This is a genomic window from Rhodovulum steppense, assembly GCF_004339675.1.
Lineage (GTDB): Bacteria > Pseudomonadota > Alphaproteobacteria > Rhodobacterales > Rhodobacteraceae > Rhodovulum > Rhodovulum steppense.
Window position 1 is genome coordinate 37464 of the sequence record NZ_SLVM01000014.1, and the last position, 24831, is coordinate 62294.

Below are 24831 nucleotides of genomic sequence, written 5' to 3' on the forward strand. Positions count from 1 at the left end.
TCAGGGGCGCGAAAGCGTCAGGGGCAGACCAAATCGTTTGTCAGGGCAAAGGCCATGAGTCCCAGCAGCATCGCCAGGCCGACCGCCGTCAGGAAGCGCATCGCCCGGTCGCTCGGCGGCCGACCGGTGATCCCCTCGTAGAGGTAGAACACCAGATGCCCGCCATCGAGGACCGGGATCGGGAACAGGTTCAGAAGTCCCACCGCCGCCGACAGCACCGCGATGAACCAGATGAAGGTCTCAAGCCCCTGGCTGGCCGCCGCGCCCGAGCTTTCGGCGATGCCGATCGGCCCCGACAGGTTGCACGAACTGATCGCACCCGTCACCATGTGATAAAGCGCCGACAGGCTCGACTGAAGGATGAAACCCAACTGGTCCACGCCTTCGCCCAGCGCCTCGACCGGCCCGGGCATGCGGGTGGCGCTTTCGAAGGCCAGCGCGCCGGTCATCCCGATCAGCCAGCGCGTCTGGAAACTGCCGTCTGACATCGGCAGATCCATCGATTTGGGCGTCAGGTCGAACTCCATCGTCTCGCCCGCACGCCAGATTCTGACCGTGACCGGCTGCCCGCCGGTCTCGGCCACACGCGCCTGCAACTCGCGGAAGGCGTTGATCGGTTCACCCTGAATGGCCAGCACAACATCGCCGGGTCTCAGCCCCGCCTCGGCGGCCGCGGTCCGGGGCTGGACCGTGCCCACGATCGGCGGAAAGGGATACGGGCCGATCACGTCTCGTTCGACCCCGTTGCGGCGCACGGTATAGACGGGCGCGGCATCGGTCGGAAGCGTCGCCACAACCTCGTAGAAACGGGTGTAATCGGGCGTCGGCATGCCGTTCAGCGCCAGGATCGTGTCGCCGGGCGCCAGCGCGGACCGCTCGGCCATGCCTTGCGGCAGGTCGGCCAGCGACCCTACGGTGGGCGGCTCGAGTGCGACTCCGCGCACCAGCGACAGGGCCGCGAAGACCAGGATCGCGAGCGCGAAGTTGAACAAGGGCCCCGCCGCCACCGTCGCCGTCCGCGCCCAGAGCGGCGCGCCATGCATCGTGTGGCGCCGAGTGTCCTGATCCATGCCCGCAACCTCGGGCGAGGGCCGCGCAGACGAGGCGCTGGCATCCCCCATGAACCGCACATAGCCGCCCAGCGGAAGGGCCGCGATCTGCCATTGCGTCCCATGGCGGTCGGTGCGCGAAACCAGCACCGGCCCGAACCCGATCGAGAACACCTCTGCCTTGATGCCCGACCAGCGGCCGACGATGTAGTGGCCGTATTCGTGCACGGTGACGATGATCGACAACGCCAGAACGAAGGCGCCGACCGTGAAGACGAGGTTCCCCGCGGAGGGAATCAGCGAAAGGAGATCCAAATGCTCAGGGTCCTGGCTTGTGACTGCTCTACTGTTCCAGACCGCGGACGATCTCCGCCGCCGCCTGCCGTGCCAGATGGTCCGTTTCCAGCACTTTCTCAAGGCTTTCGGGCGAATTTGTCAGAACGCTGTCGCCGGACAACTGGTCCAGCACCGCCTCGACCACCTCGGCCATCTGGGTGAATCCGATCTGCCGGGCAAGGAAGGCATCCAGCGCCGCCTCCTTGGCGGCGTTGAAGGCGGCCCCGGTCAGCCCGCCCGCCCGCATCACCTCGCGCGCAAGCCGCAGCGCGGGCCAGCGGGCTTCGCAGGCGGGGCGGAAATTGAGCTGGCCGATCTGCACCAGATCGAGCCGCGCCACCGGCAGGTCGCGCCGGTCGGGCCAGTTCAGCGCATAGCCGATGGCGTGGCGCATGTCGGGTGGGCCGACATGGGCCATGATCGCGCCGTCACGGAATCCGACCAGCGCATGGATCAGCGACTCGGGATGGACGACGGCCTCGATCCTGTCGGGATCTATCCCAAAATATTCTTTTGTTTCAATAAGTTCCAGCGCCTTGTTGAACATGGATGCGCTGTCGACCGTGATCCGTTGCCCCATCGCCCAGTTGGGATGCGACGACGCCTGTTCGGGGGTGGCATTCTTCAGCGCCTCGATCGGCCAGTCGCGGAACGCCCCGCCAGACGCGGTGATGACGATGCGCTCGACCGCCTCGATCTCCTCGCCGACAAGGGCCTGGAAGATCGCCGAATGTTCGCTGTCCACCGGCAGGATGCGCGCGCCTTGCTGCGCCGCCGTCGCCAGCAGAAGCGGCCCGGCGGTCACCAGGCTTTCCTTGTTGGCCAGCGCCAGCGTCGTGCCATGGCGCAGCGCCCGCATCCCCGGCACCAGACCCGCGGCGCCCACGATGGCCGACATGATCCAGTCGGCGGGACGGTCCGCAGCCTCGGCCAGCGCCTGCGGCCCGGCCGCAACCTCGACCCCCGAGCCTGCCAGCGCGGCCTTCAGATCGTCATAGCAATCCTCATGCGCGGTCACTGCGATATCGGCCCGAAGCGCGCGCGCCTGTTCGGCCAGCCGCGCAACGTTGCGCCCGCCGGTCAGCGCAACCACGTCATATTCCGTCGCCCCACCCTGCCGGGTCAGCAGGTCGACCGTGTTCTCGCCGATCGAGCCGGTGGCGCCGAAAATCGTGATCCGCCGTGCCATGCCTTTTTCAGAACCTCACTTCGGGAACATAAACGATCTGGGCCACCAGCAGCATCAACAGCGCCGCGCCCAGAAGGCCGTCGAACCTGTCCAACAGACCGCCATGGCCGGGCAAGAGCGAAGAACTGTCCTTGACCCCCATGCGGCGTTTGAGCGCGCTTTCGGCCACGTCGCCCATCTGGCTGGCAAAGGACAGCGCAACCGATATCCAGGGCAGATCGCGTCCCGCATTGGTGAAGGTCAGGAAGATCGCCCCGATCAGCGCGGCCGAGACCCAGCCCGCCACGGTGCCCGACCAGGTCTTTTTCGGGCTGACGCGCGGCCAGAATTTCGGCCCGCCGATGAACCGGCCCGCGAAATAGCCCGCCACATCGGTCGCGATCACCACCAGCACCAGCCATATCAGCCAGACCATGCCGTAATCGACCCGGAAACTGGCCAGCCCATAGCCCGCCACCAGGATCGCCAGCGCATAGACGCCATAGATCACCCGGTCGCGCGGCATCTGCCCGGCACCGACCAGCGCAGGTGCGGCCAGAAGCGGAAGCGCATAGATCCCCGGCAAGGCCCAGGCGGCCAACACGGCGCCGCCCGACAACAGCCCCAGCGCCACCGGCCCGCGCCGGTCCTGCGGGGCGATCATGCGGCCAAGTTCCCACACCATCAGGCCCGAGACCGCCGCCGCGAGCATGGCGAACCAGATGCCTCCCAGCGCGATCAGCACAACGCCGACCACGGCCATCGCCGCGCCCGAAATCAGTCGAGCCGACAGATCCTCCCACGAGCCCCGTGCCGCCATCAGGCGCTGACCGCCCCGAACCGGCGTTCACGGGTGCTGTAATTCCCCACGATCTCGGCGAAATGGGCGGCCGTGAAATCGGGCCACAGGACCGGCGTGAACTCGTATTCCGCATAGGCCGATTGCCAGAGCAGGAAATTCGAAATCCGCGCCTCTCCGCTGGTGCGGATCACCAGGTCGGGATCGGGCAGAAGGCAGGTGTCGAGAAATCGCGGCAGCGTCTCGGCATCCACAGCCTCGGGGTCCAGACGCCCCGCCGCCACCTCGCGCGCAAGCCGCCGCGTGGCCCGCGCCACCTCGTCACGACCGCCATAATTGATCGCGACGGTCAGATGCACGAGATCGTTGCCCTCGGTCAGCTGTTCGAGCCCGCGCATCATGCGCACGAGCTTGGGCTCCAGCCGGTCGCGGTCCCCGATGAAGCGCACCCGCACGCCATTATCCAGAAGCGACTGCGCCTCCTTCTGGATGTAGCGGCGGAACAGCGTCATCAGCCCGGTCACCTCGGCCTGAGTGCGTTTCCAGTTCTCGGTAGAGAAGGCGAAGATCGTAAGGTAGCGGATGCCAAGTTCCGGACATGCCTCGAGGATCTCGCGCACACGCCGCGCGCCCGCCTGATGACCGAAAAGGCGCGGCCGACCGCGCATTTGCGCCCAGCGGCCGTTGCCGTCCATGATCACCGCCACATGGGCCGGGCGGGTATGCTGGTTGTCCTTCACGGCCACGCCGCCCCCTCTCCGACCCGGCAGGTCTCAGACCTGCATGATTTCCTGCTGCTTGCTTTCCAGCGCCTTGTCGATCTGGGCGATGTGCCTGTCCGTCAGATCCTGGATTTCTTCATGCCAGATCTTCTGATCGTCCTCGCTCATCCCCGCGTTCTTGGCCTTCTTGATCTGTTCCATGCCGTCGCGGCGCACATTGCGTACCGCAACGCGGGCATGTTCGGCATATTGGGCTGCCACACGGGTCAGTTCGCGGCGGCGTTCCTCGTTCAGTTCGGGAATCGGCAGCATGATGATCGTGCCGTTCTTCTGCGGATTGATCCCCAGTCCCGATTCCATGATGGCCTTCTCGACCTTGTTCACCAGCGCCTTGTCCCAGACATTGATGGTCACCATCCGCGGCTCGGGCACGTTGACCGTCGCCACCTGGTTGATCGGCGTCAGCGCGCCATAGGCATCGACCTGAATCGGCTCGACCATCGAGGCTGATGCACGCCCCGTGCGCAGAGAGGCGAATTCATGCCTGAGTGCAGCCATCGCGCCGTCCATCCGGCGCTGAAGGTCGTCAAGGTCGATTTCCAGCTCGTCGTCGGCCATCGGTCTGAACTCTTCTGCTTGAGGTCCTTGTCATGCGTACAGGTTGCTATAACGCTAACCGTGGACGATTGTATAGGTGCCTTCCCCGGCAAGGATGCCGCGGAAACCGCCGGGTTCGTCTAGGCTGAAGACGATGATCGGCAGGTCGTTGTCGCGTGCCAGCGCGATCGCCGAGGCGTCCATCACCTTGAGGTTTCTCACCAGGACGTCGTCATAGGTGATGTCTTCATAGCGCACGGCGTCGGCGGCCTTCATCGGATCCTTGTCATAGACGCCATCGACCTTGGTGCCCTTGAAGATCGCCTCGCAGGCCATCTCGTTCGCGCGCAGCGTCGCGGCCGTGTCGGTGGTGAAGTAAGGGTTGCCGGTTCCGGCGGCAAAGATGCAGACCCGCCCCTTCTCCAGATGGCGCACGGCGCGGCGGCGGATATAGGGCTCGCAAACCTCGTCCATCCGGATCGCGCTGATCACCCGGCAGAAGACGCCCATCCCTTCCAGCGCAGACTGCATCGCAAGCGCGTTCATCACGGTGGCCAGCATCCCCATGTAGTCGGCGGTCGTGCGCTCCATCCCCTGCGCGCTGCCCTGAAGCCCGCGAAAGATGTTGCCGCCGCCGATCACCATGCAGATCTCGACGCCCAGATCGCGCACCGATTTCACCTCGCGCGCGATGCGTTCCACGGTGGGCGGATGCAGCCCGAAGCCCTGGTCGCCCATCAGCGCCTCGCCCGAGATTTTCAGCATCACCCGTTTGTATTTGGGCTTCGCTTGCGTGGCGCCGGTGTCGTTCATAGGGTCTGCCTCTGCCCGTGCTCTTGTGTCGGGCGCAAAATGTCGGAAAAGGCCGACAGGTTCAACGCCGAACGAGGCCGCTGCCCGCATGGAACTGACCGAACTCGACCCTGCCCGCCCGGTGCTGATCGCCGGACCGACCGCCAGCGGCAAGTCGGCGCTGGCGCTGGCGATTGCCGAGGCGCAGGGCGGCGTCATCGTGAACGCCGATGCGTTGCAGGTGTTCGAGGGCTGGCGCTTGCTGACAGCACGCCCCTCGCCCGACGAGGAAAACCGCGCGCCGCATGCGCTTTATGGCCATGTCGGCTGGAATGCGGATTATTCCGTGGGCCACTGGCTGCGCGAGCTGGCGCCGATCCTTGCAGGCGATGCGCGGCCGATCATCGTGGGCGGCACCGGGCTTTACTTCACCGCGCTGACCGAGGGGCTGGCCGAGATCCCGGCAACACCGCCCGCGATAAGGGCCGAGGCCGATGCGCGGATCGCCGAAGGCGATACCGCAGGGCTGCTGGCCGAACTGGACACCGCGACGACCGAGCGGATCGACCGACAGAACCCCGTCCGCATCCAACGCGCCTGGGAGGTGCTGCGCGCCACGGGCCGGGGGCTGGCGGAGTGGCAGGATGCCACGCCACCGCCGCTTCTGCCACTGGCCGCCGCCCAGCCGCTGGTCATCGAAGCCCGCAAGGACTGGCTGAACGCCCGGATCGACACCCGCTTCGACGCGATGATCGCGGGCGGCGCGCTGGACGAGGTGCGCACGAACCTGCCGCGCTGGGATGCGCGGCTGCTGTCGGCAAGGGCCATCGGCGCGCCGGAACTCGTCGCCCATCTGCGCGGCGAGTTGGCGCTGGAAGATGCCGTTGCGGCCGCCAAGATCGCCTCCCGGCAATATGCAAAACGCCAGCGCACCTGGTTCCGCTCCAAGCTGAACGCATGGCGACGGGTCGCCGCCACCTGACAGAGGCCCGGCGGAAACGGAGACGAATCCAACCTCTTTCGCTTTACCCTGCGAGACGAATCGGTCAATCGTTGCCCGATTCGAACCTGCCCCTTCTGACCAGGCGCCCCTTTTGCCGCGCCCTCCCCTCCGGAGTTGTCGTCATGAGCCTGTTTCCCGACATCCGGATCGTACCGTTCTCGCGCCTGACACAGGGCAGCCGCTGGCGGGCAGAGGCGATGCGCAGCTATTCCGCGCCGCAGCTTCTATGGATCACCAAGGGTCAGGGCAGGATCACGGTGGCCGGCGTTACCCGCGGCTACGGCCCGCATAACGCGATCTTCATCCCGCCGCGCACGATGCACGGATTCGAGATGACGGGCCAGGTCTATGGCTCGGCGGTAATGTTCCCGGGGATGGCCGATCTGGAGCTGCCCGACACACCCCACCACCTGCGCATCCGCGACGGCCAGGTGCAGGTCGAGATCACGGGGCTACTGGACGGCCTAGACCGCGAGTTGACACAAAAGCGTGCGGGCGCGCGGCGGGCGATCCGGCATTATGCGGGGCTGATCTCGGTCTGGCTGGAGCGTCAGATCGCACTGGCCGAGGATGTGACATCCGTGCCCGTCTCTGCAAGACGGCTGGTTGCGGGCTTTGCCGCGCTGGTCGAAAAGGACTTCCGCACCGCCAAATCGGTCGCGGGCTATGCCGCCGATCTGGGCGTGACGTCGACGCATCTGACACGGACCTGCAACCAGACCTGCGGGCGCAGCGCCTCGGACCTGCTGGCCGAGCGCAAGATCGGCGAGGCGCGCCGCCTTCTGGCCGACACCCGCGCGCCGATCAAGGAGATCGCGGCCGCGCTGGGCTATGCCTCGCCGACCTATTTCACCCGCGCCTTCCAGTCCCGAACCGGAACAACACCCAAGGCATTCCGCAACGCCGATTGACGCCCACGCGCGCTTCCCTGCCGATATCGGCGCATCTCGGTTGGAACACCGTAACAACCCCGGCTAGACGCCCGCCGCGCCGTGGTCACAGGCAGATCACCGTCGGTCATCCATCCGGGCTTCGAACATGACTTCAGCGGGCGGTGACTGAAGCCGCGCGCGCCGCAGCAATGGAGGTCGGTGCGTTTTCTCCGCAGCGGGGCGGGTCAGAAATGGATCGCGCGGCCCCAGGCATCCAGCACGGATTCGTGCATCATTTCGGACAGCGTCGGATGCGGAAAGACCGTCTGCACCAACTCGGCCTCGGTGCTTTCCAGACCGCGCGCCACGATATAGCCTTGGATCAGTTCGGTCACCTCGGCGCCCACCATATGCGCGCCCAGAAGCTCGCCGGTCTTCGCATCGAACACGGTCTTGACCAGCCCCTCGGGCTCGCCCAGCGCGATCGCCTTGCCATTGCCGATGAAGGGGAAGCGGCCCACGCGGACCTCGTAACCCTTTTCCCTTGCACGCGCCTCGGTCAGCCCGACGCTTGCGACCTGCGGATGGCAATAGGTGCAGCCCGCGATGGAGCCCGGGCGGATCGGGTGCGGATGCCCGCCCGCGATCATTTCGGCCACCATCACGCCCTCATGGCTGGCCTTGTGCGCCAGCCAGGGCGGCCCGGCGACATCGCCGATGGCATAAAGCCCCTCGATGCCGGTGCGGCAGAATTCGTCGGTGACGACATGGGTGCGGTCGATCCTGACCCCCAGCGCCTCTAGCCCCAGTCCCTCGACATTGCCGACGATGCCGACCGCCGAGATCACGGTATCGACCTCGACAGCCTCGGTCCTGCCGCCCTGCTCGACATGAGCGGTCACCTTGTCGGCGCCCCGGTCCAGCCGCGTGACACTGGCGCCTTCGAGGATGCGCATCCCCTGTTTCTCGAACTGCTTCTTCGCAAAACCCGAGATCTCGGCATCCTCGACCGGCAGGATGCGCTCCATCACCTCGACCACGGTCGTCTCGGCGCCCAGCGTGTTGAAGAAGCTGGCGAATTCGATGCCGATTGCACCCGAGCCGATGACCAGCAGCTTTTTCGGCATATGCGGGGGCACCAGAGCGTGGCGATAGCTCCAGACCCGTTTGCCATCTGCCTCCAGCCCCGGCAGTTCGCGCGCCCGCGCGCCGGTGGCCAGCACGATGGTGGGCGCGGTAATCTCCTCGCTGCCGGTGTCGGTCGTGACGGACACCCGGCCCGGAGCGGGCAGCGTCGCTGCGCCCATGACAACCGTGACCTTGTTCTTCTTCAACAGGTGCCCGACGCCCGAGGCCAACTGCTTCGCCACCCCGCGCGAGCGCTTCACCACCGCATCAAGATCATAGCCGATGCCATCGGCCGTCAGCCCGAATTCCTTGGCCCGGTGCATCAGGTGAAAGACCTCGGCCGAGCGCAGCATCGCCTTGGTCGGGATGCAGCCCCAGTTCAGGCAGATACCGCCCAGATGTTCGCGTTCCACCACGCAGACGCTCAGGCCAAGCTGCGCGCCGCGGATCGCGGCGACATAGCCCCCCGGCCCCGCGCCGATCACGATCATGTCGAAAGTCCGCGCGGTCATCCTGTCCCCCCCTGCCCGACCGTCCCGCCCTGCCCGCCTTCAGCCGACGGCGCGAAACTGCTCCACGCAGGCCGCATAGCCGCCGCCGTCAAGGAAGGCGATTTCCTCGGGGGAGGAACCGCGATGCAGCGCCTCGTTGCGGAAGGGGAAGCGGCCGAACTTGCGGATCAACTCGCGATGCGCCTTGGCATGCAACAGGTTCTCGGCCCCGGTCTCGGGCATCCGGGTCAGCATCAGCCGCACGCAGCGGTCCTGATCCATCAGGCATTCCGAATGCATCAGCGGCATGTAGAAGAATTGCCGCTCCGGCTCGGGGCAGCGGGTGTCGAAATTCAGGTCGATCGCCTGTTTCGACGCCGCCCGGGCCAGTGCGTCCGTGGCGAAGGCGCGCCAGTCGCCGCGGAACATGTTGCGCGGGAACTGGTCGGTCAGGATCAGGAAGGCCAGCGCCCCGGAGGGGTTGGTCGGCCAGTCATGCAGCGCGCCCGCATGGGCGGCCTCCCAGTCGGGCTTGAACCGTTCGGTGATCGCCGCATCGACCTCCGGATCGGCCTTGTACCAGCCATCGGGGCCGACCTCGTTCAGCCAGAACTCGATGATCTCCTCGCGGCGCGCCATTCCACTACTCCTGCTGCCCTTCGTGCCTGCCCTTGCGGTCAAGGGATCGTTTCAGATTAAGCCCCTGCACGCAAGCCGTCAGGACCGTCCCGCGGGCTCATCGCCGCGCGTCTGGGACTCGTCCTGCTGGGCCTCCATGGCAACCTCGCCCGCGACCTCGACGGCGACCGGCGATGCAGTTGGCAGAACCGGCGCATAAGACCCCGTCTCATCCACCGGAACGGGCGCGCGCTGGGTCATCCGGAAGCCGGTGAAGACCGCCAGCGACAGCATCAGCACCGTGATGAACAGGAAAAAGCCCTGCGGCCCGATAAGCCCCATCATCCAGCCGGTCAGCAACGGCCCGATGATCGCGCCTACCCCGTTGATGAACAGCAACCCCCCCGAGGCCGCGGCCATGTCGTCGCGTTCCAGATAGTCGTTGGTATAGGCGATCAGCAGCGCATAAAGCGGGTTCGACATCCCCCCGATCACGAAGGCCGCCACCAGGAGCGCGGTGAAACTGCCCCCCAGCGCCATCGCGACACCCGCCGCAACACCGCCGATCGCCGCCGAACCCAGGATCAGCGTGCGCCGGTCCATCCGGTCCGACAGCCAGCCGATCGGGTATTGCAGCAGAAGCCCCCCGATATAGATCGTGGCGATGAATCCCGAGATCTCGGCCACGCTCAGCCCCGCGCTGGTGCCATAGACCGAGGCCATCCCGAACAGCGCCGAATAGACGCCCCCCATCAGGAAGATGCCGACCGCCCCGGTGGGCGAGATCTGCACCAGCCTGCGCAGAGACATCGGCTTGGCGGTCTCGAAGGCGGGGGTGGGACTAACAGAAAGCAGGATCGGTGCGAACGAGATCGACACCAGCACCGATGGGATGATAAACAGGATGAACCCCGCCGGATCGGCGGTCAGGATCAGCCCCTGCGCGCTGACGATGCCCGCCATCTGGGTGATCATGTAAAGCGACAGTGCCTTGCCGCGGGTCTCGTTCGTGGCGGCGTTGTTCAGCCAGCTTTCCGCGGTGACATAGACCGCCGAGAAGCAGAACCCGATCAGCACCCGGCCGATGGTCCAGGCGATGGGATCGGCCAGTGCCGGGTAAAGGATCAGGATGGCCGAGATCAGCGAGGCGAGCGCTGCGAAGACCCGGATATGGCCGACCCGCCGGATCAGCCCCGGCGCCAGCCGCGAGCCGCCCAGGAAGCCTACGAAATAGGCCGACATGACGATGGACATCTCGAAGGTGGAAAACCCCTCGATGCCACCGCGGATGCCCAGAAGCGTGCCCTGGATGCCGTTGCCGACCATAAGCAGCAACATGCCCAGAAGCAGCGCCCAGGAACTGGCCAAGACCTGAAACATGCGCGCCATCCTTTCGCGTGACTGGCCCGTGACTAGGGGAGTTCGACGCGACTCAGATGCCCGTCTGCGACCCCTGCCTGACCGCTTGCGGCCCCGGGATCAAGAGCGAGGCATCGCCATATGAGAAGAAGCGGTAACCCGAATTCACCGCATGGATGTATATCCGTCGGATCCGTTCCGTTCCCATCAACGCCGAGACCAGCATCATAAGCGTCGAGCGCGGCAGGTGGAAATTCGTCATCAGCGCATCCGCGATGCGAAAGCGATAGCCCGGCCGGATGAAGATGTCGGTCTCGCCCGTCCAGGGATGCAGCACGCCCGCCTCGTCCGCCGCGCTTTCGATCAGCCGCAGCGCGGTGGTGCCGACCGGGATGATCCGCCCACCCGCCGCGCGGGTAGCGTTGATCTCGGCCGCGGCACGGGCCGTCACCTCGCCCCATTCGGCATGCATCCGGTGCGCCGACACATCATCGGTCTTGACCGGCAGGAAAGTGCCCGCGCCCACATGCAGCGTCACATGGCTGAAACCGACGCCCCGTGCGGCCAGCGCCGCCAGCAGCGGTTCGTCGAAATGCAGCGATGCGGTGGGGGCCGCGACCGCGCCGGGCCGGGCGGCCCAGACGGTCTGGTAATCCTCGGCATCCTGCGCATCGGCGGGGCGCTTGGCGGCGATATAGGGCGGCAGGGGCATGGCGCCCGCCTCGGCCAGCGCGGTATCGAACGCCGCGCCGGTCTGGTCGAAGTCCAGCACCGCGTCCTCGTCGCCCTTCGCGACCACCCGCGCGCTCAGGCGGTCCGAAAAGATCACCCTGTCGCCCGGCTTCAGCTTCTTCAACGGCCGCGCCATCGCCCGCCAGCAACCGCCCGGCGCGGGCTCCATCAGCGTCACCTCGATGCGGGCCTCGACCGGCCCCTGCGCCGTCTCGCGCCGACGCAGCCCGCTCAGCCGGGCGGGGATCACGCGGGTATCGTTCAGCACCAGCCGGTCACCGGGCTGCAACAGGTCGGGAAGGTCGCGCACATGCAGATCGCGCAGCCTGTCGCCCTCGGCCACCAGCAGCCGCGCCGCGGTTCTCGGCCGCGCCGGTCGGGTCGCGATCAGCGCCTCGGGCAGGTCGAAATCGAAATCCGAAAGCTTCATTGCCCCGCCTCCTGCCGGGCGCGCGGCGGCGGGCTGCGGAATATCTCGCGGAACATCCCCGGTGTCAGGATCGACAGCGGGTTGACGCGCACCGTGGGATTTTCGGCCGCCCCCGACAGGCGATAGTTGAAGCCGAACAGCCCCTCCCCGCGCCGGGTCAGCACCGAGCCGATGGAATTCAGCATGTAGACCGGCGAGATCACGCCCTGCATGTCGATGCGCCCCTCGCGCGTGCCATAGACCCCGGCCATCGAGATGCCAAGCGAGGGGCCGACCGCGCTGGCCCGGCGCAGTTCGACCGCGCCCGGCATCAGCCGGAACCGCGCCTCGACATTCGAGAACATCAACCCCTCGCGATTCAGCAGATCGACCAGCCCCACGACCGAGATCGCCGACAACAGTTCCGCCAGAACCGGCGTACCGCGCACGCGCAGATCGTCGATCCGAAGCTGGCCGACGTAATGCCCCTCCTGCCCCTCGGGTTGCAACACCAGATCGAGCGTGCCGCCATGTGCCCGCCGGTAGATGCCCACGCCGCGCAACGCCGCGCCCGCATCGTCCGACCGCACCCGGACCGCGGTGCCGCCTTCGGCGGGCACCAGCGTGGCGACGACCGGCCCGCCGCCCTCGACCGTCCCGGTCAACTGGCCGTTCAGCCCGCCCTGCCCCGACAGCCGCCCGCGCAGCCCGGTCAGCGCGATGCCGTCACTGACGATCAGCCGGTCCAGCGCCACCTCGACCGCACCGCCGCCCTGCCGCCCAGCCGGGCCACCGCCCGAGGGCAGCGCGCGCAGATCGACCCTGCCGCCGGTGATCGCGACAGCAGGCGGGCGGCCCGCGCCCCGGCCGCTGAGAACGACCGGCGCATCGAACCAGCCGCCCAGCCGCACCCGCGACAGCCGCGCCACGTCAAGCACGCCCTCGCCGGTCAGCGCGACGGACCCGGTGGCCGACAGCCCCGGCGCCTCAAGCAGCAGCCTATCGATTGCGGGCGCGTCGCCCAGCCGCCCGGCCAGTTCCAGCCGTCCCGCGCTGCCCGCAGGCTTGGACCAGCCCAGTTCCGGCACGGCAAGACGCAACCCCACAAGGTCGGAGTCCAGCGTGAACCGCGGCGCCGCGCCGGGGTCGAGATCAAGCGTGAAACCGGCCCGCCCGGACCCGGCCAGACTGCCCCCGGGCAGGCCGATCCCGAAGGCCGCATTCGTCGCCTGCGACAACTCCAGCGTGCCCTCGACACGCGATGCCCCGCCATTCCCCGGTCCGCCCGGCATCGTCCAGGCCGCGCGCAGCGGCACCCCGTCCAGCGCCGCCATGCCCGAGATCGCGACCGTCTCGGGGCTTGCCTCCAGCCGCAGGCTGCCCGCCTCGAACCGCCGCCCGGGCACCAGAGCGTCCGAGCCGACCCCGCGCAGATCGCCCGTCACCTGCCAGCCGACATCCTCGACCGCCAGATCCGGGATCAGCGGCAGATCGAGCCGGGTTTCGATCAGGGCCTCGCCCGTCGCAAGATCGGGCGCGATCCCGGCCACGGTGGTGATGCCCAGCGGTGGCTGGTCGATCAGCGACAGCGCGGCGGCAATGGCCGAGCGGGTGCGTAGCACGATCTCGGCGCGCGGCACATCGGCGGAAAGGTCGTCCACCTTCAAGGTCGAACCCGCAACGTCTACTACGCCCTCCGGCACCGCTACGCTGCCACGCTCGACCGACAAGGCAAATCGGTCGCTGTCGATCACGACATGGCCAATACCCTGCCGGATCGGGGGAAACCCGTCCAGAACCTGCACCTCTGCATCGCGGATGGCATGGGTCAGCGACACACGCAAAGGCCCCGCGGGCGGGCGGCGCAGCGCGGCGCGACCGTCATGGACAATGCCAGCCAGAACATTGGCCTCGATCCAGCCCCTCGTGTTCGGCGCCAGTGTAAGCGGCCAGAGCGACAGGAGCCGCTGCCGGTCGATCTCGGGGATGGTGGCATCCACCGCGACATCCCAGCCCTCGGGCAGCGCGCGCACGCGGCCCCGGCCACGATAGCTGCGCCCCTCGTCCAGCAGCACGACCTGACCCAGCGTCGCGGTGAACGGGAAAAGCCGAAGCTGGAGGTCCAGCGCGCCACCGGAAAGTATCGCGGGCGTCTCGAACACCCCATCAGGGTTAAGCGCGACCTCGCGAAAGGCAAGCTGGGCGACCAGCGTCTCGGGCCAGCCACCCTCCATGTCGCGCAGATAGGCATGGCCCTCGGCACTCAGCCGCAGGATCGCGGTATCGACCGTTATCCGGTCGAAATTCAGACGTCCCGCCTCGGGGTCGTAGGTAAAGGCCGACCGACCCGAGGCAAAGCCGATGGGCGGCGCGCCCCCCGCGGGTCGTAGCGCGCCCGCCCCGATTTCCAGCGCCGCGGTCAACGGACCGAGACTGCCATCGGCAAACACCTCGGTGCGGATCGCACCGGAAATCGGCGCGTCAATCACCGCCAGCGCGGCCAGGGCGGGCGATTGCGTGGCGATATCAGCCGAGGGCACGTCCGAGAAGGTCGCAGCGAAACTCGCGGCGGGGCTTCCCTTGCGAGAGACGAAATCGAAGGCCAGTTCGGCGGGTAACTCGGCCTGCCCCCGGAGCGAGAAGAAGGCCCGGATCGCGACCTCGTCCGCATCCTGGTCCAGCGTCATCAGCCCGTTCTCGACAATCCATGTCCGGCCTGCACGGGCATCCTCGAAGGTCAGGCCCAGCCCTTCGACACTGACCGCCTCGATTGCAACAAGCCCCGGCGCCGAGAGTCCGCGGTCGATCTCGTCGAGCAGTTCTCCCAGGCTCGCCGCGGCGCTGACCGGTGCGCCCGTGCGCCCCAGCGCCAGGTCGAGCCGACCATTGGGCGCACGCCGCAGCGTCAGTTCCGCCCCGTCAAGCGCCACATGCGTCACGTCGAGTCGGCCCGAGGCCAGCCCCACCGCTGAGATCGTTGCCCCGATCACCGGCAGCGCGGCCACGTCGCGCCCTGCCCCATCGAGCACCAGGACATCGCGGAACCGGACCGATGGGACCGCTTTGCGCGAGAACATCACCCCCACCCCGCCGATCCGCATCTCAGCGGGCGCGAACTGACTGTTCAGCCGCGCCTCGATCCGTGCCGTGGCCCAGCCGGGCAGATCGACCATGCGCCCGGTCAGCGCCAGTCCGGCCAGCCCGCCCAGACCCATCAGCATCCCGAGACTCAACAGCAACCATATGCCGAACCGCTGGTGCGGCTCGATCACGCGCGCTTCGGTGCTGGTATCCGGCCCTTTACCGCTCATCCCGACAGCCCGCCTCGCGTCTGCGCGGCGAAGGATCTCCCGCTTGCCTGCCCGCGCGCAGCGCCTATTGTCTGACGCGTCGCGCTGTACCCAAGGCGCCAACCCGAAGGCCCTCGACCGAGTGGCCGCGAACCCGAAGGACCGACAGACCCATGATCGACATCGGCCAGACCGCGCCCGATTTCACCCTGCCCCAGGACGGGGGCGCGGATGTCACGCTTTCGGCGCTGCGCCCTGCCCCCGTGGTTCTCTACTTCTATCCCAAGGATGACACGTCAGGCTGCACGAAGGAAGCCATCGCCTTCTCGGGCCTGCTGGCCGAGTTCGAGGCAACGGGGGCAAGGGTCTTCGGCATCTCCAAGGACAGCGTCGAGAAACACGGCAAGTTCCGCTGCAAGCACGAACTCAGCGTACCGCTTCTGTCCGACGAGGGCAGCGATGTCTGCGAGCGCTACGGCGTCTGGGTCGAGAAGTCGATGTATGGCAAGAAATACTTCGGCATCGAGCGGTCCACCTTCCTGATCGACAGAGCGGGCAAGGTCGCGCGGGCCTGGCACAAGGTTAAGGTGCCAGGCCACGCCGAGGAAGTTCTGGAGGCGGTGCGCGCGCTCTGATCGCTCGACACGGCCGACCCGGCGGAACCCGCGGTCGGCCGTCCACCAGCGCCAACGCGCGACCGGCAGCCTTCCGCGGAACGGGCGCCGAAATCGGCGGATTATTGCCGGAATGAGCCGACTACTTGAGAAAGTGTAGAAAAAAATTGCAGCGCCGGTCGGCACTGGCTAGGCACAAGGGCGTCGGCGACGCTTCACCTGCGCCCGACTAACCAAGATGGGCAGCTGAGGCGAAGGCATTGACGGGGCGTTTCCTCCACCGCATCGATATGGCGCTTGGGCGCTATCTTCCCGAACAAAGGCTGTTTCTACGCACCGACCACAGCACGCGTTTCCTGCGTCTATCGCCGAAGACCCAGCTTCTGGGGCTGGCGGGCGGGGCCACCGTGATGGCCTGGGCGATGCTGTCCACAGCGATCGTGCTGATGGACCAGGTCGGCGCCGGAAACCTGCGCGACCAAGCCAAGCGCGAGCAGGCCCTGTATGACGGGCGGATCAACGCCCTCGCGCTCGAACGCGACCAGGCCGCCGAGGAGGCCGCCGCCGCGCGCGCACGCTTCGAGATGGCGATGAGCGAAGTGTCGCGGATGCAGTCCGAACTGCTTTCTTCGGAGGAACGCAACCGCGAACTGGAAACTGGCATGGATGTGCTGCAGAAGGGCCTGCGCAAGACCATGGCAGAGCGCGACGCCGCCCGCGCCCGCACACGGGAACTGGCCGCCACACTTGCCGACCAGCCGGGCGGAGAGATCGCAGAAGGCCCACGCGCAGTGGATGCGCAGGAGATCCTGGCCTTCCTGACCGGAGCGCTGGAAGAGACCGCCGACGAGCGCGATACCGCCAACGCCAACGCCAACGCCGCCCTCGAATTGGCCGAGGCGTTGGCCTACGAGCATGACCTTGTTGCAGAACGCAACGACCAGATCTTCACGTCGCTCGAAGAGGCGCTGACCGTCTCGGTCGTTCCGCTGGAAAAGATGTTCAAATCCGCCGGCCTCTCGCCCGATCGCCTGATCGACCGCGTGCGTCAGGGCTATGTCGGCATGGGCGGACCGCTGGTGCAAATCTCTGCCTCGACCAAGGGCGACTACAGCCCCAGCGCCGACGAGCTTCGCGCCCATGCCCTGCTGGAGCGGATGGACGAGTTGAACCTTTACCGCATCGCTGCCGAAAAACTGCCCTTTGCCCAGCCGGTGAAATCCGCCTACCGCTTCACCAGCCCGTTCGGCGAGCGTCGGCACCCGATCACCGGCACGCGCAGCATGCATGAGGGCGTGGATTTCGCGTCCTCGCACGGCACGCCGATCCATGCCACCGCCGATGGCGTCGTCGTCAAGGCAGGATGGCAGTCGGGTTATGGCCGCTTGGTGACGATCCGGCACGAATTCGGGCTGGAAACCCGCTATGCCCACATGTCCAAGATACGGGTGAGCGAGGGTCAAAGGGTCTCGCGCGGGGATCGGATAGGTGATATGGGAAGTACCGGACAGTCGACCGGGACGCATCTGCACTATGAGGTGCGCGTCGACGGAAAACCCGTGAACCCCATGACCTACATCAAGGCAGCAAGAGATGTTTTCTAAAAGCAGGATCAATGAGCCCGGCCCCAAGGCTGGCGAGCCGGAAAAGGGAAAGCTGCCCGAGGCGGCGTATCCTCGTCCCGGTTCCGACAGCCCGATTCCGGCTGCACCCAAGGCCAAGCCCCCGGCCTCGATGCTCTCCTCGGATCTGGTGGTGACGGGCAATCTCAAGACCTCGGGTGACATTCAGGTCGAAGGCACGATCGACGGCGATATCCAGGCGCATCTGCTGACCGTTGGCGAATCCGCCACTGTCCGGGGCGAGGTGGTGGCCGACGACGTGGTGATCAATGGCCGGGTGATCGGCCGGGTGCGCGGGCTCAAGGTGCGGCTGACCTCGACCGCGCGCGTCGAGGGCGACATCATCCACAAGACCATCGCGATCGAGAGCGGTGCCCATTTCGAGGGTTCTGTGCAGCGCCAGGACGACCCGCTGAACTCCGGCCAGCGCAGCGGCACGGCAAAGCCCGCCCATGTGCTGGGTGAAAGCAGCAGAACCACTGGCACGATGGCCGAGGGCGCGGCGCCCAAGACCTGACAACAATCTCCAGGGAGGAGGCGGAGGGGCCTGAGTCGCAACGCCGACCGGGTCCCTTTTCTTTGGCGACCGCCTCCCCGGATGGAAGCTTTCGGCGGTGGCGCTCTGCGACGGGTCCTGCCTTCGGCCAATTTCGGGAGTCACGACAGGCGCAAATGACGAGAGTTGCCTTCGCCGGTCAGAACTGCAACGACCATCCCGTGCCCTTGCCATCAGAAGACATGGACTGCAACCCATGAGCCCGGTCGATATCCTGGACTATGTCGGCGTTTCCCTTTTCGCCGCCACGGGCGCGCTGGCGGCCTCGCGCAAGCAGCTTGATATCATCGGCTTCCTGTTTCTGGGCGCGGTCACCGGCATCGGCGGGGGCACCTTGCGCGATCTGGTTCTGGGCGTGCCGGTCTTCTGGGTGGCGCAGCATCTCTACCTTGTCGTCTGCGCCGCGACGGCCGTTCTGGTCTATTTCACCGCGCATCTGCTGGAATCGCGCTATCGGCTGCTGCTATGGCTCGACGCGGTGGCGCTGGCGGCCTATGGCGTCTTCGGTGCCTACAAGGGGCTTCTTGTCACCGGATCGGCGACGGTTGCCATTGCCATGGGAATGCTGACCGGAACATTCGGCGGCATCCTGCGGGATGTTCTGGCCCGCGAACCCTCGGTGCTGATGCGACAGGAGATCTATGTTGCGGCCGCCATGACCGGCGCGCTGGCCTATGTCGCGCTGCGTGGGCTGGGCATGGGGCTGCCGGTTGCGGCGGGCGGGGCGTTCGTTCTGGCGCTGGGCGTTCGCGGCGGCGCGCTTGCCTTCGGCTGGACCCTGCCCGCCTACCGCTCGCGCCCCGGACGCCCGCCCGAGGATCTGCGCTGATACCGCGCGGGCTCAGCCCTCGGCCTGAGCCTCGGCGCGGCTCTTCCCCGCCACCTTCAGGGCCAGCGTCGCTGCCATGAACTGGTCCAGATCGCCGTCCAGAACGCCCGCCGTGTCCGAGGTTTCGACCCCGGTGCGCAGGTCCTTGACCATCTGGTAGGGCTGCAGGACATAGGAGCGGATCTGGTTGCCCCAGCCGGCATCGCCCTTGGCGTCGTGCTGGGCCTGGATGTCGGCGGTCCGACGCTCCAGTTCCATCTGGTAGAGCCGCGATTTCAGCGCCTTCATGGCAATGTCGCGGTTCTGGTGCTGGGATTTTTCCGACGAGGTGACCACGATGCCGGTGGGAATGTGGGTCATCCGCACCGCCGAGTCGGTGGTGTTGACGTGCTGACCGCCCGCCCCCGACGACCGGTAGGTATCGACCCGGATATCTGCCGGGTTCACCTCGATCTCGATATTGTCGTCGACCACCGGATAGACCCAGACCGACGAGAACGAGGTATGCCGCCGCGCGGCGCTGTCATAGGGCGAGATGCGCACCAGCCGATGTACGCCGGATTCCGATTTCAGCCAGCCATAGGCGTTGTGGCCCGAGATCTTGTAGGTCGCGGACTTGATCCCCGCCTCTTCGCCGCCATTCTCGGATTGCAGCTCGACCTTGTAGCCATGTGCCTCGGCCCAGCGCACATACATCCGTGCGAGCATCGAAGCCCAGTCGCAGCTTTCGGTGCCGCCCGCACCCGCGTTGATTTCGAGGAAGGTGTCGTTGGCATCGGCCTCTCCGTCAAGCAGCGCCTCGAGCTCTTTCTGGGCGGCGCGCTCGCGTAGCGCCTTCAGCGCCGCCTCGGCTTCGGCAACCACCTCCTTGTCATCCTCGGCCTCGCCCAGTTCGATCAGTTCGATATTGTCGTCCAGTTCGCGCGAGATGCCCCTGTAGGTCTCGATCGCGTCGGCCAGCGCCTGACGCTCGCGCATCAGTTTCTGCGCGCGCTCGGGATCGTTCCACAGGCCCGGATCTTCGGACATCGCATCGAATTCTTCCAGCCGGTGCTCGGCCGTGTCCCAGTCCAGCCGCTGGGCCAGCAGCTTCAGCGACTTGCGGATCTCCGCGACGGTATTCTGCGCCTCTGCACGCATGGCATCCGTGCCCCTTCAAGCTCTTGTCCGACAGTTTCAGATGGGGGTCATATCCCGGCCCGCACGCCCGGGCAAGCGGGCCGCCCTCAGTAAAGCCCGCCCGAGGAAATCGTGCCGAAATTCGCCTTGGGCCCGACCACCGCCTTGCGGCCCGTCGAGGTCGTGACCTCGCGCGGGGGGGCTGCGGGGTCAACGTCGCCCTCGCCGCGGCCGAAAAGCGGCAGGTCCGATCCCATCGCGAAGCCGCCATCTACCATCGCGCCGATGCCGAAGATCGGCTCCTCGCCGGTGCGGAAATACTCGGCCACGACATGCTCGCCTGTGGCATCGTCGGGCAGGCGGCCGCCGGAATAGCGGTCGATCTTGATGAAGCGGCCGCCCGGCGGCACCTTGAACGGCCCGCCGCCATATTTCGCCGTCGCCTTTTTCATGAACTCGTTGAAGACCGGCGCGCAAAGCGTGCCGCCTGCCGCCCGCGCGCCAAGGCTGCGCGGGCGGTCATAGCCCATGTAGCAGCCCGCCACGATGTTCGAGGTGAAGCCCACGAACCAGACGTCGCGCGCATCGTTGGTCGTGCCGGTCTTGCCCGCGGTGGGCACGCCGAGATTGACCCGCCCCGCCGCCGTCCCGCGTTCCACTACGCCCTGCATCATCGAGGTCAGCTGATAGGCGGTGATCGCGTTCATCACCCGCTCGCGGTTGGTCACGATGCTGGGCGCCTTGCCCGGAGCAAGGGTCAGGTCGTCGCAATCGGTGCAGGTGCGGGTGTCGTGGCGGTAGATCGTCTTGCCCCAGCGGTCCTGCACCCGGTCGACCAGCGTGGGTTCGACCCGCTCGCCGCCATTGGCGAACATCGCATAGGCCGCCACCATCCGGTAAAGCGTGGTCTCCTGGCTGCCCAGCGAATTTGCGAGGAAGGGTTCCAGCCGGTCATAGACGCCGAAGCGTTCGGCATAGGTCGCGACCGTGTCCATGCCGACTTCCTTGGCCAGACGCACGGTCATCAGGTTGCGCGAGCGTTCGATGCCGGTGCGCAGGGGAGTCGGCCCGTAGAAGCGGTTCGAGGCGTTCTTGGGTCGCCAGATGCCTGCGCCCGTGTCCACCTCGATCGGCGCGTCGATCACGATGGTCGCGGGCGTGAACCCGCTGTCCAGCGCCGCGGCAAAGACGAAGGGCTTGAAGGCCGAACCGGGCTGGCGCGTCGCCTGGGTGGCGCGGTTGAAGACCGAGTCCTGATAGGAAAAACCGCCCTGCATCGCCAGAACGCGGCCGGTGTTCACATCCATCGCGACGAAGCCGCCCTGCACCTCGGGCACCTGGCGCAGCGTCCAGCGGATGAAGCTGCCATCGGAATCCGATACCATCCGACGGACATGGACGACGTCGCCGGGGGTGAAATTCTGGCGCAGGTCGCCGCGGAACCAGGATGTATCTGCGCGCGGCACCTCGGCCGTGCCCCCGACGCCCTCGATGCCGATGACCAGCCGCTGATCCTCGACCGCCAGCACGACCGCGGGCAACCAAGGGCCGACCAGGTCGATGTCGCGCGCGATCTCGGTCTGGGCCAGCGCGGCACGCCAGGCGGACTCGTCGGCCAGGGCGGCTGGTTCGATCTTCTGGCCGCTGCCGCGCCAGCGCCCTTGCCCCCGGTCGAACTCCTCCAGCGCGCGCCGCAGGGCATGGGCGGCTTCCAGTTGCAGTTCGGGGTCGAGCGTGGCGCGGATCGACAGACCGCCGCCGAAGAACTCGGCCTCGCCGAAATTGCCCGAAAGCTGGCGTCGGATCTCGTCGGTGAAATAGTCGCGTTCAGGCAGGCTGGCGGCGAAGGGCGGGTAATCGCCGTTCTGCACGGTCCTGAGCGGTTGAGCCGTGGCGGCCTCATGGGCCGCGGCATCCAGATGGCCGTTCTCGAGCATCTGGCGCAGGACATAATCGCGCCGCTCGATGGCACGGTCATAGGCGCGCACCGGATGATAGGTCGAGGGGGCCTTGGGCAGCGCGGCCAGATACGCGGCCTCTTCGGGGGCTAGTTCGGCCAGGGTCTTGTTGAAATAGGTCTGCGCCGCTGCCGCCACGCCATAGGAGTTCTGGCCGAGGAAGATCTCGTTGAGATAGAGTTCGAGGATCCGGTCCTTGGACAGCGTCTCCTCGATCCGCACGGCAAGGATCAGTTCCTTGATCTTGCGCTCGCCCGTCCGTTCGCCGCCCAGCAGGAAGTTCTTCATCACCTGCTGGGTGATGGTCGAGGCGCCGCGCAGCGTCTCGCCCCGTGTCTGAACCGCCTCGATCCCGGCGGCGACGATGCCACGGGCATCGAACCCCTTGTGGCTGTAGAAATTCTTGTCCTCGGCCGAGATGAAGGCGTTCTTGACCAGGTCGGGGATTTCCTCGGCGGGCGCGAACAGGCGCCGTTCATCGGCAAACTCGTCGATCAGACGGCCTTCGCCGGAATAGATCCGGCTGATGGTCTTGGGCTGGTAGGTGGCCAGATCGTCGTGGTTCGGCAGGTCGCGGGCATAGGTCCAGAACACCCCGCCCAACAGAAGCGTGGCGCCGACAAGCCCGAGGGTGATCAACGTGAACACCACCCCGAGCGATGAGAGAATGAAACGGATCAAACCGCCCCTGCCCTTTCCTGATCGCATGGACCTCTATACGCCGCCCCGCGTCCGGGGTCAAAACGAACGGCCCCGGGCCGGGCCGCGATGCGCCGCCCTGCCGGTCACGTCCTCGGGAGGGACCGGTTTCAGCGCCGCAGCAATACCGCCTGTGCCGCGTCCTCGGCCGCCCATTCCCCGATCGCGCCGACGATTCCGGCAATCGCCCGCGCGCGCCATTCGGGCGAAACGAGGTTGCGTCGGTCACGTTCCGAGGACAGGAAGCCCAGTTCGACCAGCACCGAGGGGATATCGGGCGATTTGAGCACGGAGAAGCCCGCCGACAGCCGCGGCCGCTTGTGCAGGCTTCCGACATGGGTCTGCAACCCCGCCACGATGGCATCCGCCAGCCGGTCGGCGCGGGGTGCGGTCTCGGTGCGGGCGATGTCCATCAGGACGGTCGCGATCTCGTCATCCTTGTCGGTCAGGTCCACCCCCGCCAGCAGCGCGTCACGGTCATGCCGCTCTGCCAGCAGCGCGGATGCCTTGTCGGACGCGGTTTCCGACAGCGTGTAGACCGTGCCGCCGCTGGCCTGTCCATCGGCCAGCGCATCGGCATGCAGCGAGATGAACAGATCGCCCCGGGCCGCGCGCGCGATGTCGATGCGGGTTTCCAGCGGCACGAAATGATCGCCATCGCGGGTCAGCACCGGTTCGTGCCCCGCCCGTATCAGCGCCTCGGACAGTTCGCGGGCGAAGGTCAGCATCAGATCCGATTCGCGCAAGCCGCCCCGCTCGGCGCCCGGGTCGATGCCGCCATGGCCGGGGTCAAGCACGACGCGCAAGGGCCGCGTGCCGTCCTGGCGGCGCTGCGGCGGGGCCAGTTCCTCGGGCGGCGGCAGGCCCCATAGCGCCGAGGCGGGCGGGCGGGCGGCGAAACTGGCGGGATCGGTGGGGGTCAGGCGGACCGACAGCCGCGCCCGGCCGCTGGCCCGGTCGCGCGCCATCTGGGCCGTCTCGATGGCAAAGGGTCCGCCAAGCTCCAGCACCAGCCGCGACCAGCCCGGTTGCAGCGCCCCCGCCCGCGCCGCAACGACCCGGCCTGTGGCGACGAGTTTCGCAGGGTCTGTACCGCGCCAATCCACCTCGCGGAAATCGGCAACCAGCCGGGGCGGGTTGTCGAGCATGTAGACCCGGTAGGGCACCGGCTGGGACAGGTCGAGCACCAACGCAACCCCTGCCCCGGCATCGGCCACCCGCGAATTCGCCGCGTCTGGCCGGGCCAGCGCCGTCCGTTCCTGCGCCAGCACCGGGGCCGACGCGGCAAGGCCCAGCACAAGCGCCGCAAGGCGCAGGAGGGAAAGGGGATGTCGCATGACTGCCTGCTCTTGTTTTGCCGCGATCATAGCGCAGCCGCGCGGCAGGCGGAACCGCAAGCCGGAATGCAAACGGCCGCCCCGCAGGACGGCCGCAAGCCCGGCGGACAACAGGGATCAGGCGGTCGAGAGCCGCGCGGCCACGTTTTCCCAGTTCACCAGATGGTCGAGGAAGTTCGTCAGATAGGCCGGACGCTTGTTGCGGAAGTCGATATAGTAGGAATGTTCCCATACATCGCAGCCCAGAAGCGCGGTCTGGTTGAAGCAAAGCGGGTTCACCCCGTTCTCGGTCTTGGTCACCTTGAGCGTGCCATCGGTATCGACCACCAGCCAGCACCAGCCCGATCCGAACTGCCCCGCACCCGCGGCCGAGAATTCCTCCTTGAACTTGCCGACCGAGCCGAAGGCATCATTGATCCTCGCCTCAAGCTCCGAGGGGATGGCGGCTTTGCCCGGCCCCATCATTTCCCAGAACTGGCAATGATTCCAATGCTGCGAGGCGTTGTTGAAGATGCCGTTCTGCGCGACGGCGCCCTTCTGATAGGTGCCCCGGACGATATCCTCGAGGGATTTCCCCTCCCATTCGGTGCCCGCGATCAGCTTGTTGCCGTTGTCCACATAGGCTTTGTGGTGCAGGTCGTGATGGTACTCCATCGTCTCCCGCGACATGCCCAGATCGGCGAGCGCGTCATGGGCATAGGGAAGGTCGGGAAGTTCGAAGGCCATGGATCC

At 67.0% G+C, this 24831-nt stretch carries 21 protein-coding genes; 6 read left to right on the plus strand and 15 right to left on the minus strand.

Going from position 1 to position 24831, the window contains the following annotated elements:
• Positions 1-17: 17 nt before the first annotated feature.
• Genes rseP through pyrH form a run of 6 tightly spaced genes read right to left on the minus strand, consistent with a single transcriptional unit; the run spans position 18 to position 5484 of the window.
• Positions 18-1364, minus strand: a complete 1347-nt coding sequence (gene rseP, locus EV216_RS10785; RefSeq protein ID WP_132695356.1) for an RIP metalloprotease RseP — start codon at positions 1362-1364, stop codon at positions 18-20.
• A gap of 28 nt (positions 1365-1392) precedes the next feature.
• A complete protein-coding gene (dxr, locus tag EV216_RS10790; protein ID WP_132695358.1) occupies positions 1393-2574 on the minus strand; it encodes a 1-deoxy-D-xylulose-5-phosphate reductoisomerase in 1182 nt (393 codons plus the stop codon).
• Positions 2575-2581: 7 nt separating this feature from the next.
• Complete coding sequence (locus tag EV216_RS10795) at positions 2582-3373, minus strand: phosphatidate cytidylyltransferase (RefSeq protein WP_132695359.1); 792 nt, start codon at positions 3371-3373, stop codon at positions 2582-2584.
• On the minus strand, positions 3373-4098 hold the full coding sequence (uppS, locus tag EV216_RS10800) for a polyprenyl diphosphate synthase (protein WP_279388206.1): 726 nt from the start codon (positions 4096-4098) through the stop codon (positions 3373-3375). Before uppS ends, EV216_RS10795 begins: the two co-directional genes overlap by 1 nt.
• Before the next feature lie 27 nt (positions 4099-4125).
• Positions 4126-4692: a ribosome recycling factor gene (frr, locus tag EV216_RS10805; protein WP_132695360.1), complete on the minus strand. Its 567-nt coding sequence runs from the start codon at positions 4690-4692 to the stop codon at positions 4126-4128.
• 54 nt (positions 4693-4746) lie between these two features.
• Positions 4747-5484 (minus strand): UMP kinase, encoded by a 738-nt coding sequence (gene pyrH / locus EV216_RS10810; protein ID WP_132695362.1) that lies wholly within the window; start codon positions 5482-5484, stop codon positions 4747-4749.
• Positions 5485-5572: 88 nt separating this feature from the next.
• Between pyrH and miaA the strand changes: the two genes are divergently transcribed.
• Together miaA and EV216_RS10820 are read left to right on the plus strand one after the other, a co-directional pair.
• A complete protein-coding gene (gene miaA, locus EV216_RS10815) occupies positions 5573-6445 on the plus strand; it encodes a tRNA (adenosine(37)-N6)-dimethylallyltransferase MiaA (protein ID WP_132695363.1) in 873 nt (290 codons plus the stop codon).
• Between the two features lie 143 nt (positions 6446-6588).
• Positions 6589-7377, plus strand: coding sequence for an AraC family transcriptional regulator (locus tag EV216_RS10820; protein ID WP_132695364.1), 789 nt, complete (start codon positions 6589-6591; stop codon positions 7375-7377).
• Between the two features lie 206 nt (positions 7378-7583).
• On the opposite strand, the gene lpdA is transcribed toward EV216_RS10820, so the two are convergent.
• From lpdA to EV216_RS10845, 5 genes are all read right to left on the minus strand, one after another.
• Complete coding sequence (gene lpdA / locus EV216_RS10825) at positions 7584-8978, minus strand: dihydrolipoyl dehydrogenase (protein ID WP_132695366.1); 1395 nt, start codon at positions 8976-8978, stop codon at positions 7584-7586.
• Positions 8979-9017: 39 nt separating this feature from the next.
• Entirely contained in the window at positions 9018-9596 is a 579-nt protein-coding gene (locus EV216_RS10830; protein ID WP_132695367.1) for a DUF924 family protein, read from the minus strand.
• Positions 9597-9674: 78 nt separating this feature from the next.
• The gene (locus tag EV216_RS10835) at positions 9675-10955 is read right to left on the minus strand and encodes an MFS transporter (protein ID WP_132695369.1); all 1281 of its coding nucleotides are present in this window, start codon (positions 10953-10955) and stop codon (positions 9675-9677) included.
• Between the two features lie 52 nt (positions 10956-11007).
• Positions 11008-12096, minus strand: coding sequence for a tRNA preQ1(34) S-adenosylmethionine ribosyltransferase-isomerase QueA (gene queA / locus EV216_RS10840; RefSeq protein WP_132695370.1), 1089 nt, complete (start codon positions 12094-12096; stop codon positions 11008-11010).
• The gene (locus EV216_RS10845; RefSeq protein ID WP_132695371.1) at positions 12093-15386 is read right to left on the minus strand and encodes an AsmA-like C-terminal region-containing protein; all 3294 of its coding nucleotides are present in this window, start codon (positions 15384-15386) and stop codon (positions 12093-12095) included. Before EV216_RS10845 ends, queA begins: the two co-directional genes overlap by 4 nt.
• Before the next feature lie 152 nt (positions 15387-15538).
• Here EV216_RS10845 and EV216_RS10850 point away from each other — a divergent pair, with 152 nt between their 5' ends.
• The 4 genes from EV216_RS10850 (at position 15539) to EV216_RS10865 (ending at position 18986) form a co-directional block, all read left to right on the plus strand.
• On the plus strand, positions 15539-16000 hold the full coding sequence (locus EV216_RS10850; protein WP_132695373.1) for a peroxiredoxin: 462 nt from the start codon (positions 15539-15541) through the stop codon (positions 15998-16000).
• A gap of 239 nt (positions 16001-16239) precedes the next feature.
• Complete coding sequence (locus tag EV216_RS10855) at positions 16240-17583, plus strand: DUF5930 domain-containing protein (protein WP_279388207.1); 1344 nt, start codon at positions 16240-16242, stop codon at positions 17581-17583.
• The gene (locus EV216_RS10860) at positions 17573-18118 is read left to right on the plus strand and encodes a bactofilin family protein (RefSeq protein ID WP_132695375.1); all 546 of its coding nucleotides are present in this window, start codon (positions 17573-17575) and stop codon (positions 18116-18118) included. Before EV216_RS10855 ends, EV216_RS10860 begins: the two co-directional genes overlap by 11 nt.
• A gap of 235 nt (positions 18119-18353) precedes the next feature.
• Entirely contained in the window at positions 18354-18986 is a 633-nt protein-coding gene (locus EV216_RS10865) for a trimeric intracellular cation channel family protein (RefSeq protein WP_132695377.1), read from the plus strand.
• Between the two features lie 12 nt (positions 18987-18998).
• On the opposite strand, the gene prfB is transcribed toward EV216_RS10865, so the two are convergent.
• The 4 genes from prfB to EV216_RS10885 all read right to left on the minus strand — a co-directional run bounded on the left by prfB (position 18999) and on the right by EV216_RS10885 (position 24825).
• The gene (gene prfB / locus EV216_RS10870; protein ID WP_132695378.1) at positions 18999-20126 is read right to left on the minus strand and encodes a peptide chain release factor 2; all 1128 of its coding nucleotides are present in this window, start codon (positions 20124-20126) and stop codon (positions 18999-19001) included.
• Between the two features lie 86 nt (positions 20127-20212).
• On the minus strand, positions 20213-22744 hold the full coding sequence (locus tag EV216_RS10875; RefSeq protein ID WP_132695379.1) for a penicillin-binding protein 1A: 2532 nt from the start codon (positions 22742-22744) through the stop codon (positions 20213-20215).
• Between the two features lie 128 nt (positions 22745-22872).
• The gene (locus tag EV216_RS10880) at positions 22873-24099 is read right to left on the minus strand and encodes an N-acetylmuramoyl-L-alanine amidase (protein ID WP_132695381.1); all 1227 of its coding nucleotides are present in this window, start codon (positions 24097-24099) and stop codon (positions 22873-22875) included.
• Positions 24100-24216: 117 nt separating this feature from the next.
• Entirely contained in the window at positions 24217-24825 is a 609-nt protein-coding gene (locus tag EV216_RS10885) for a superoxide dismutase (RefSeq protein WP_132695382.1), read from the minus strand.
• Positions 24826-24831 lie beyond the last annotated feature (6 nt).

Excerpts from the sequence above, each read along its gene's own strand:
- dxr (WP_132695358.1), bottom strand. The coding sequence starts at position 2,574 with ATGGCACGGCGGATCACGATTTTCGGCGCCACCGGCTCGATCGGCGAG.
- EV216_RS10850 (WP_132695373.1), top strand. The coding sequence starts at position 15,539 with ATGATCGACATCGGCCAGACCGCGCCCGATTTCACCCTGCCCCAGGAC.
- EV216_RS10835 (WP_132695369.1), bottom strand. The coding sequence starts at position 10,955 with ATGTTTCAGGTCTTGGCCAGTTCCTGGGCGCTGCTTCTGGGCATGTTG.
- EV216_RS10860 (WP_132695375.1), top strand. The coding sequence starts at position 17,573 with ATGTTTTCTAAAAGCAGGATCAATGAGCCCGGCCCCAAGGCTGGCGAG.
- frr (WP_132695360.1), bottom strand. The coding sequence starts at position 4,692 with ATGGCCGACGACGAGCTGGAAATCGACCTTGACGACCTTCAGCGCCGG.
- EV216_RS10885 (WP_132695382.1), bottom strand. The coding sequence starts at position 24,825 with ATGGCCTTCGAACTTCCCGACCTTCCCTATGCCCATGACGCGCTCGCC.
- EV216_RS10830 (WP_132695367.1), bottom strand. The coding sequence starts at position 9,596 with ATGGCGCGCCGCGAGGAGATCATCGAGTTCTGGCTGAACGAGGTCGGC.
- pyrH (WP_132695362.1), bottom strand. The coding sequence starts at position 5,484 with ATGAACGACACCGGCGCCACGCAAGCGAAGCCCAAATACAAACGGGTG.
- EV216_RS10820 (WP_132695364.1), top strand. The coding sequence starts at position 6,589 with ATGAGCCTGTTTCCCGACATCCGGATCGTACCGTTCTCGCGCCTGACA.
- EV216_RS10880 (WP_132695381.1), bottom strand. The coding sequence starts at position 24,099 with ATGCGACATCCCCTTTCCCTCCTGCGCCTTGCGGCGCTTGTGCTGGGC.
- queA (WP_132695370.1), bottom strand. The coding sequence starts at position 12,096 with ATGAAGCTTTCGGATTTCGATTTCGACCTGCCCGAGGCGCTGATCGCG.
- EV216_RS10865 (WP_132695377.1), top strand. The coding sequence starts at position 18,354 with ATGAGCCCGGTCGATATCCTGGACTATGTCGGCGTTTCCCTTTTCGCC.
- miaA (WP_132695363.1), top strand. The coding sequence starts at position 5,573 with ATGGAACTGACCGAACTCGACCCTGCCCGCCCGGTGCTGATCGCCGGA.
- lpdA (WP_132695366.1), bottom strand. The coding sequence starts at position 8,978 with ATGACCGCGCGGACTTTCGACATGATCGTGATCGGCGCGGGGCCGGGG.
- prfB (WP_132695378.1), bottom strand. The coding sequence starts at position 20,126 with ATGCGTGCAGAGGCGCAGAATACCGTCGCGGAGATCCGCAAGTCGCTG.
- EV216_RS10845 (WP_132695371.1), bottom strand. The coding sequence starts at position 15,386 with ATGAGCGGTAAAGGGCCGGATACCAGCACCGAAGCGCGCGTGATCGAG.
- EV216_RS10795 (WP_132695359.1), bottom strand. The coding sequence starts at position 3,373 with ATGGCGGCACGGGGCTCGTGGGAGGATCTGTCGGCTCGACTGATTTCG.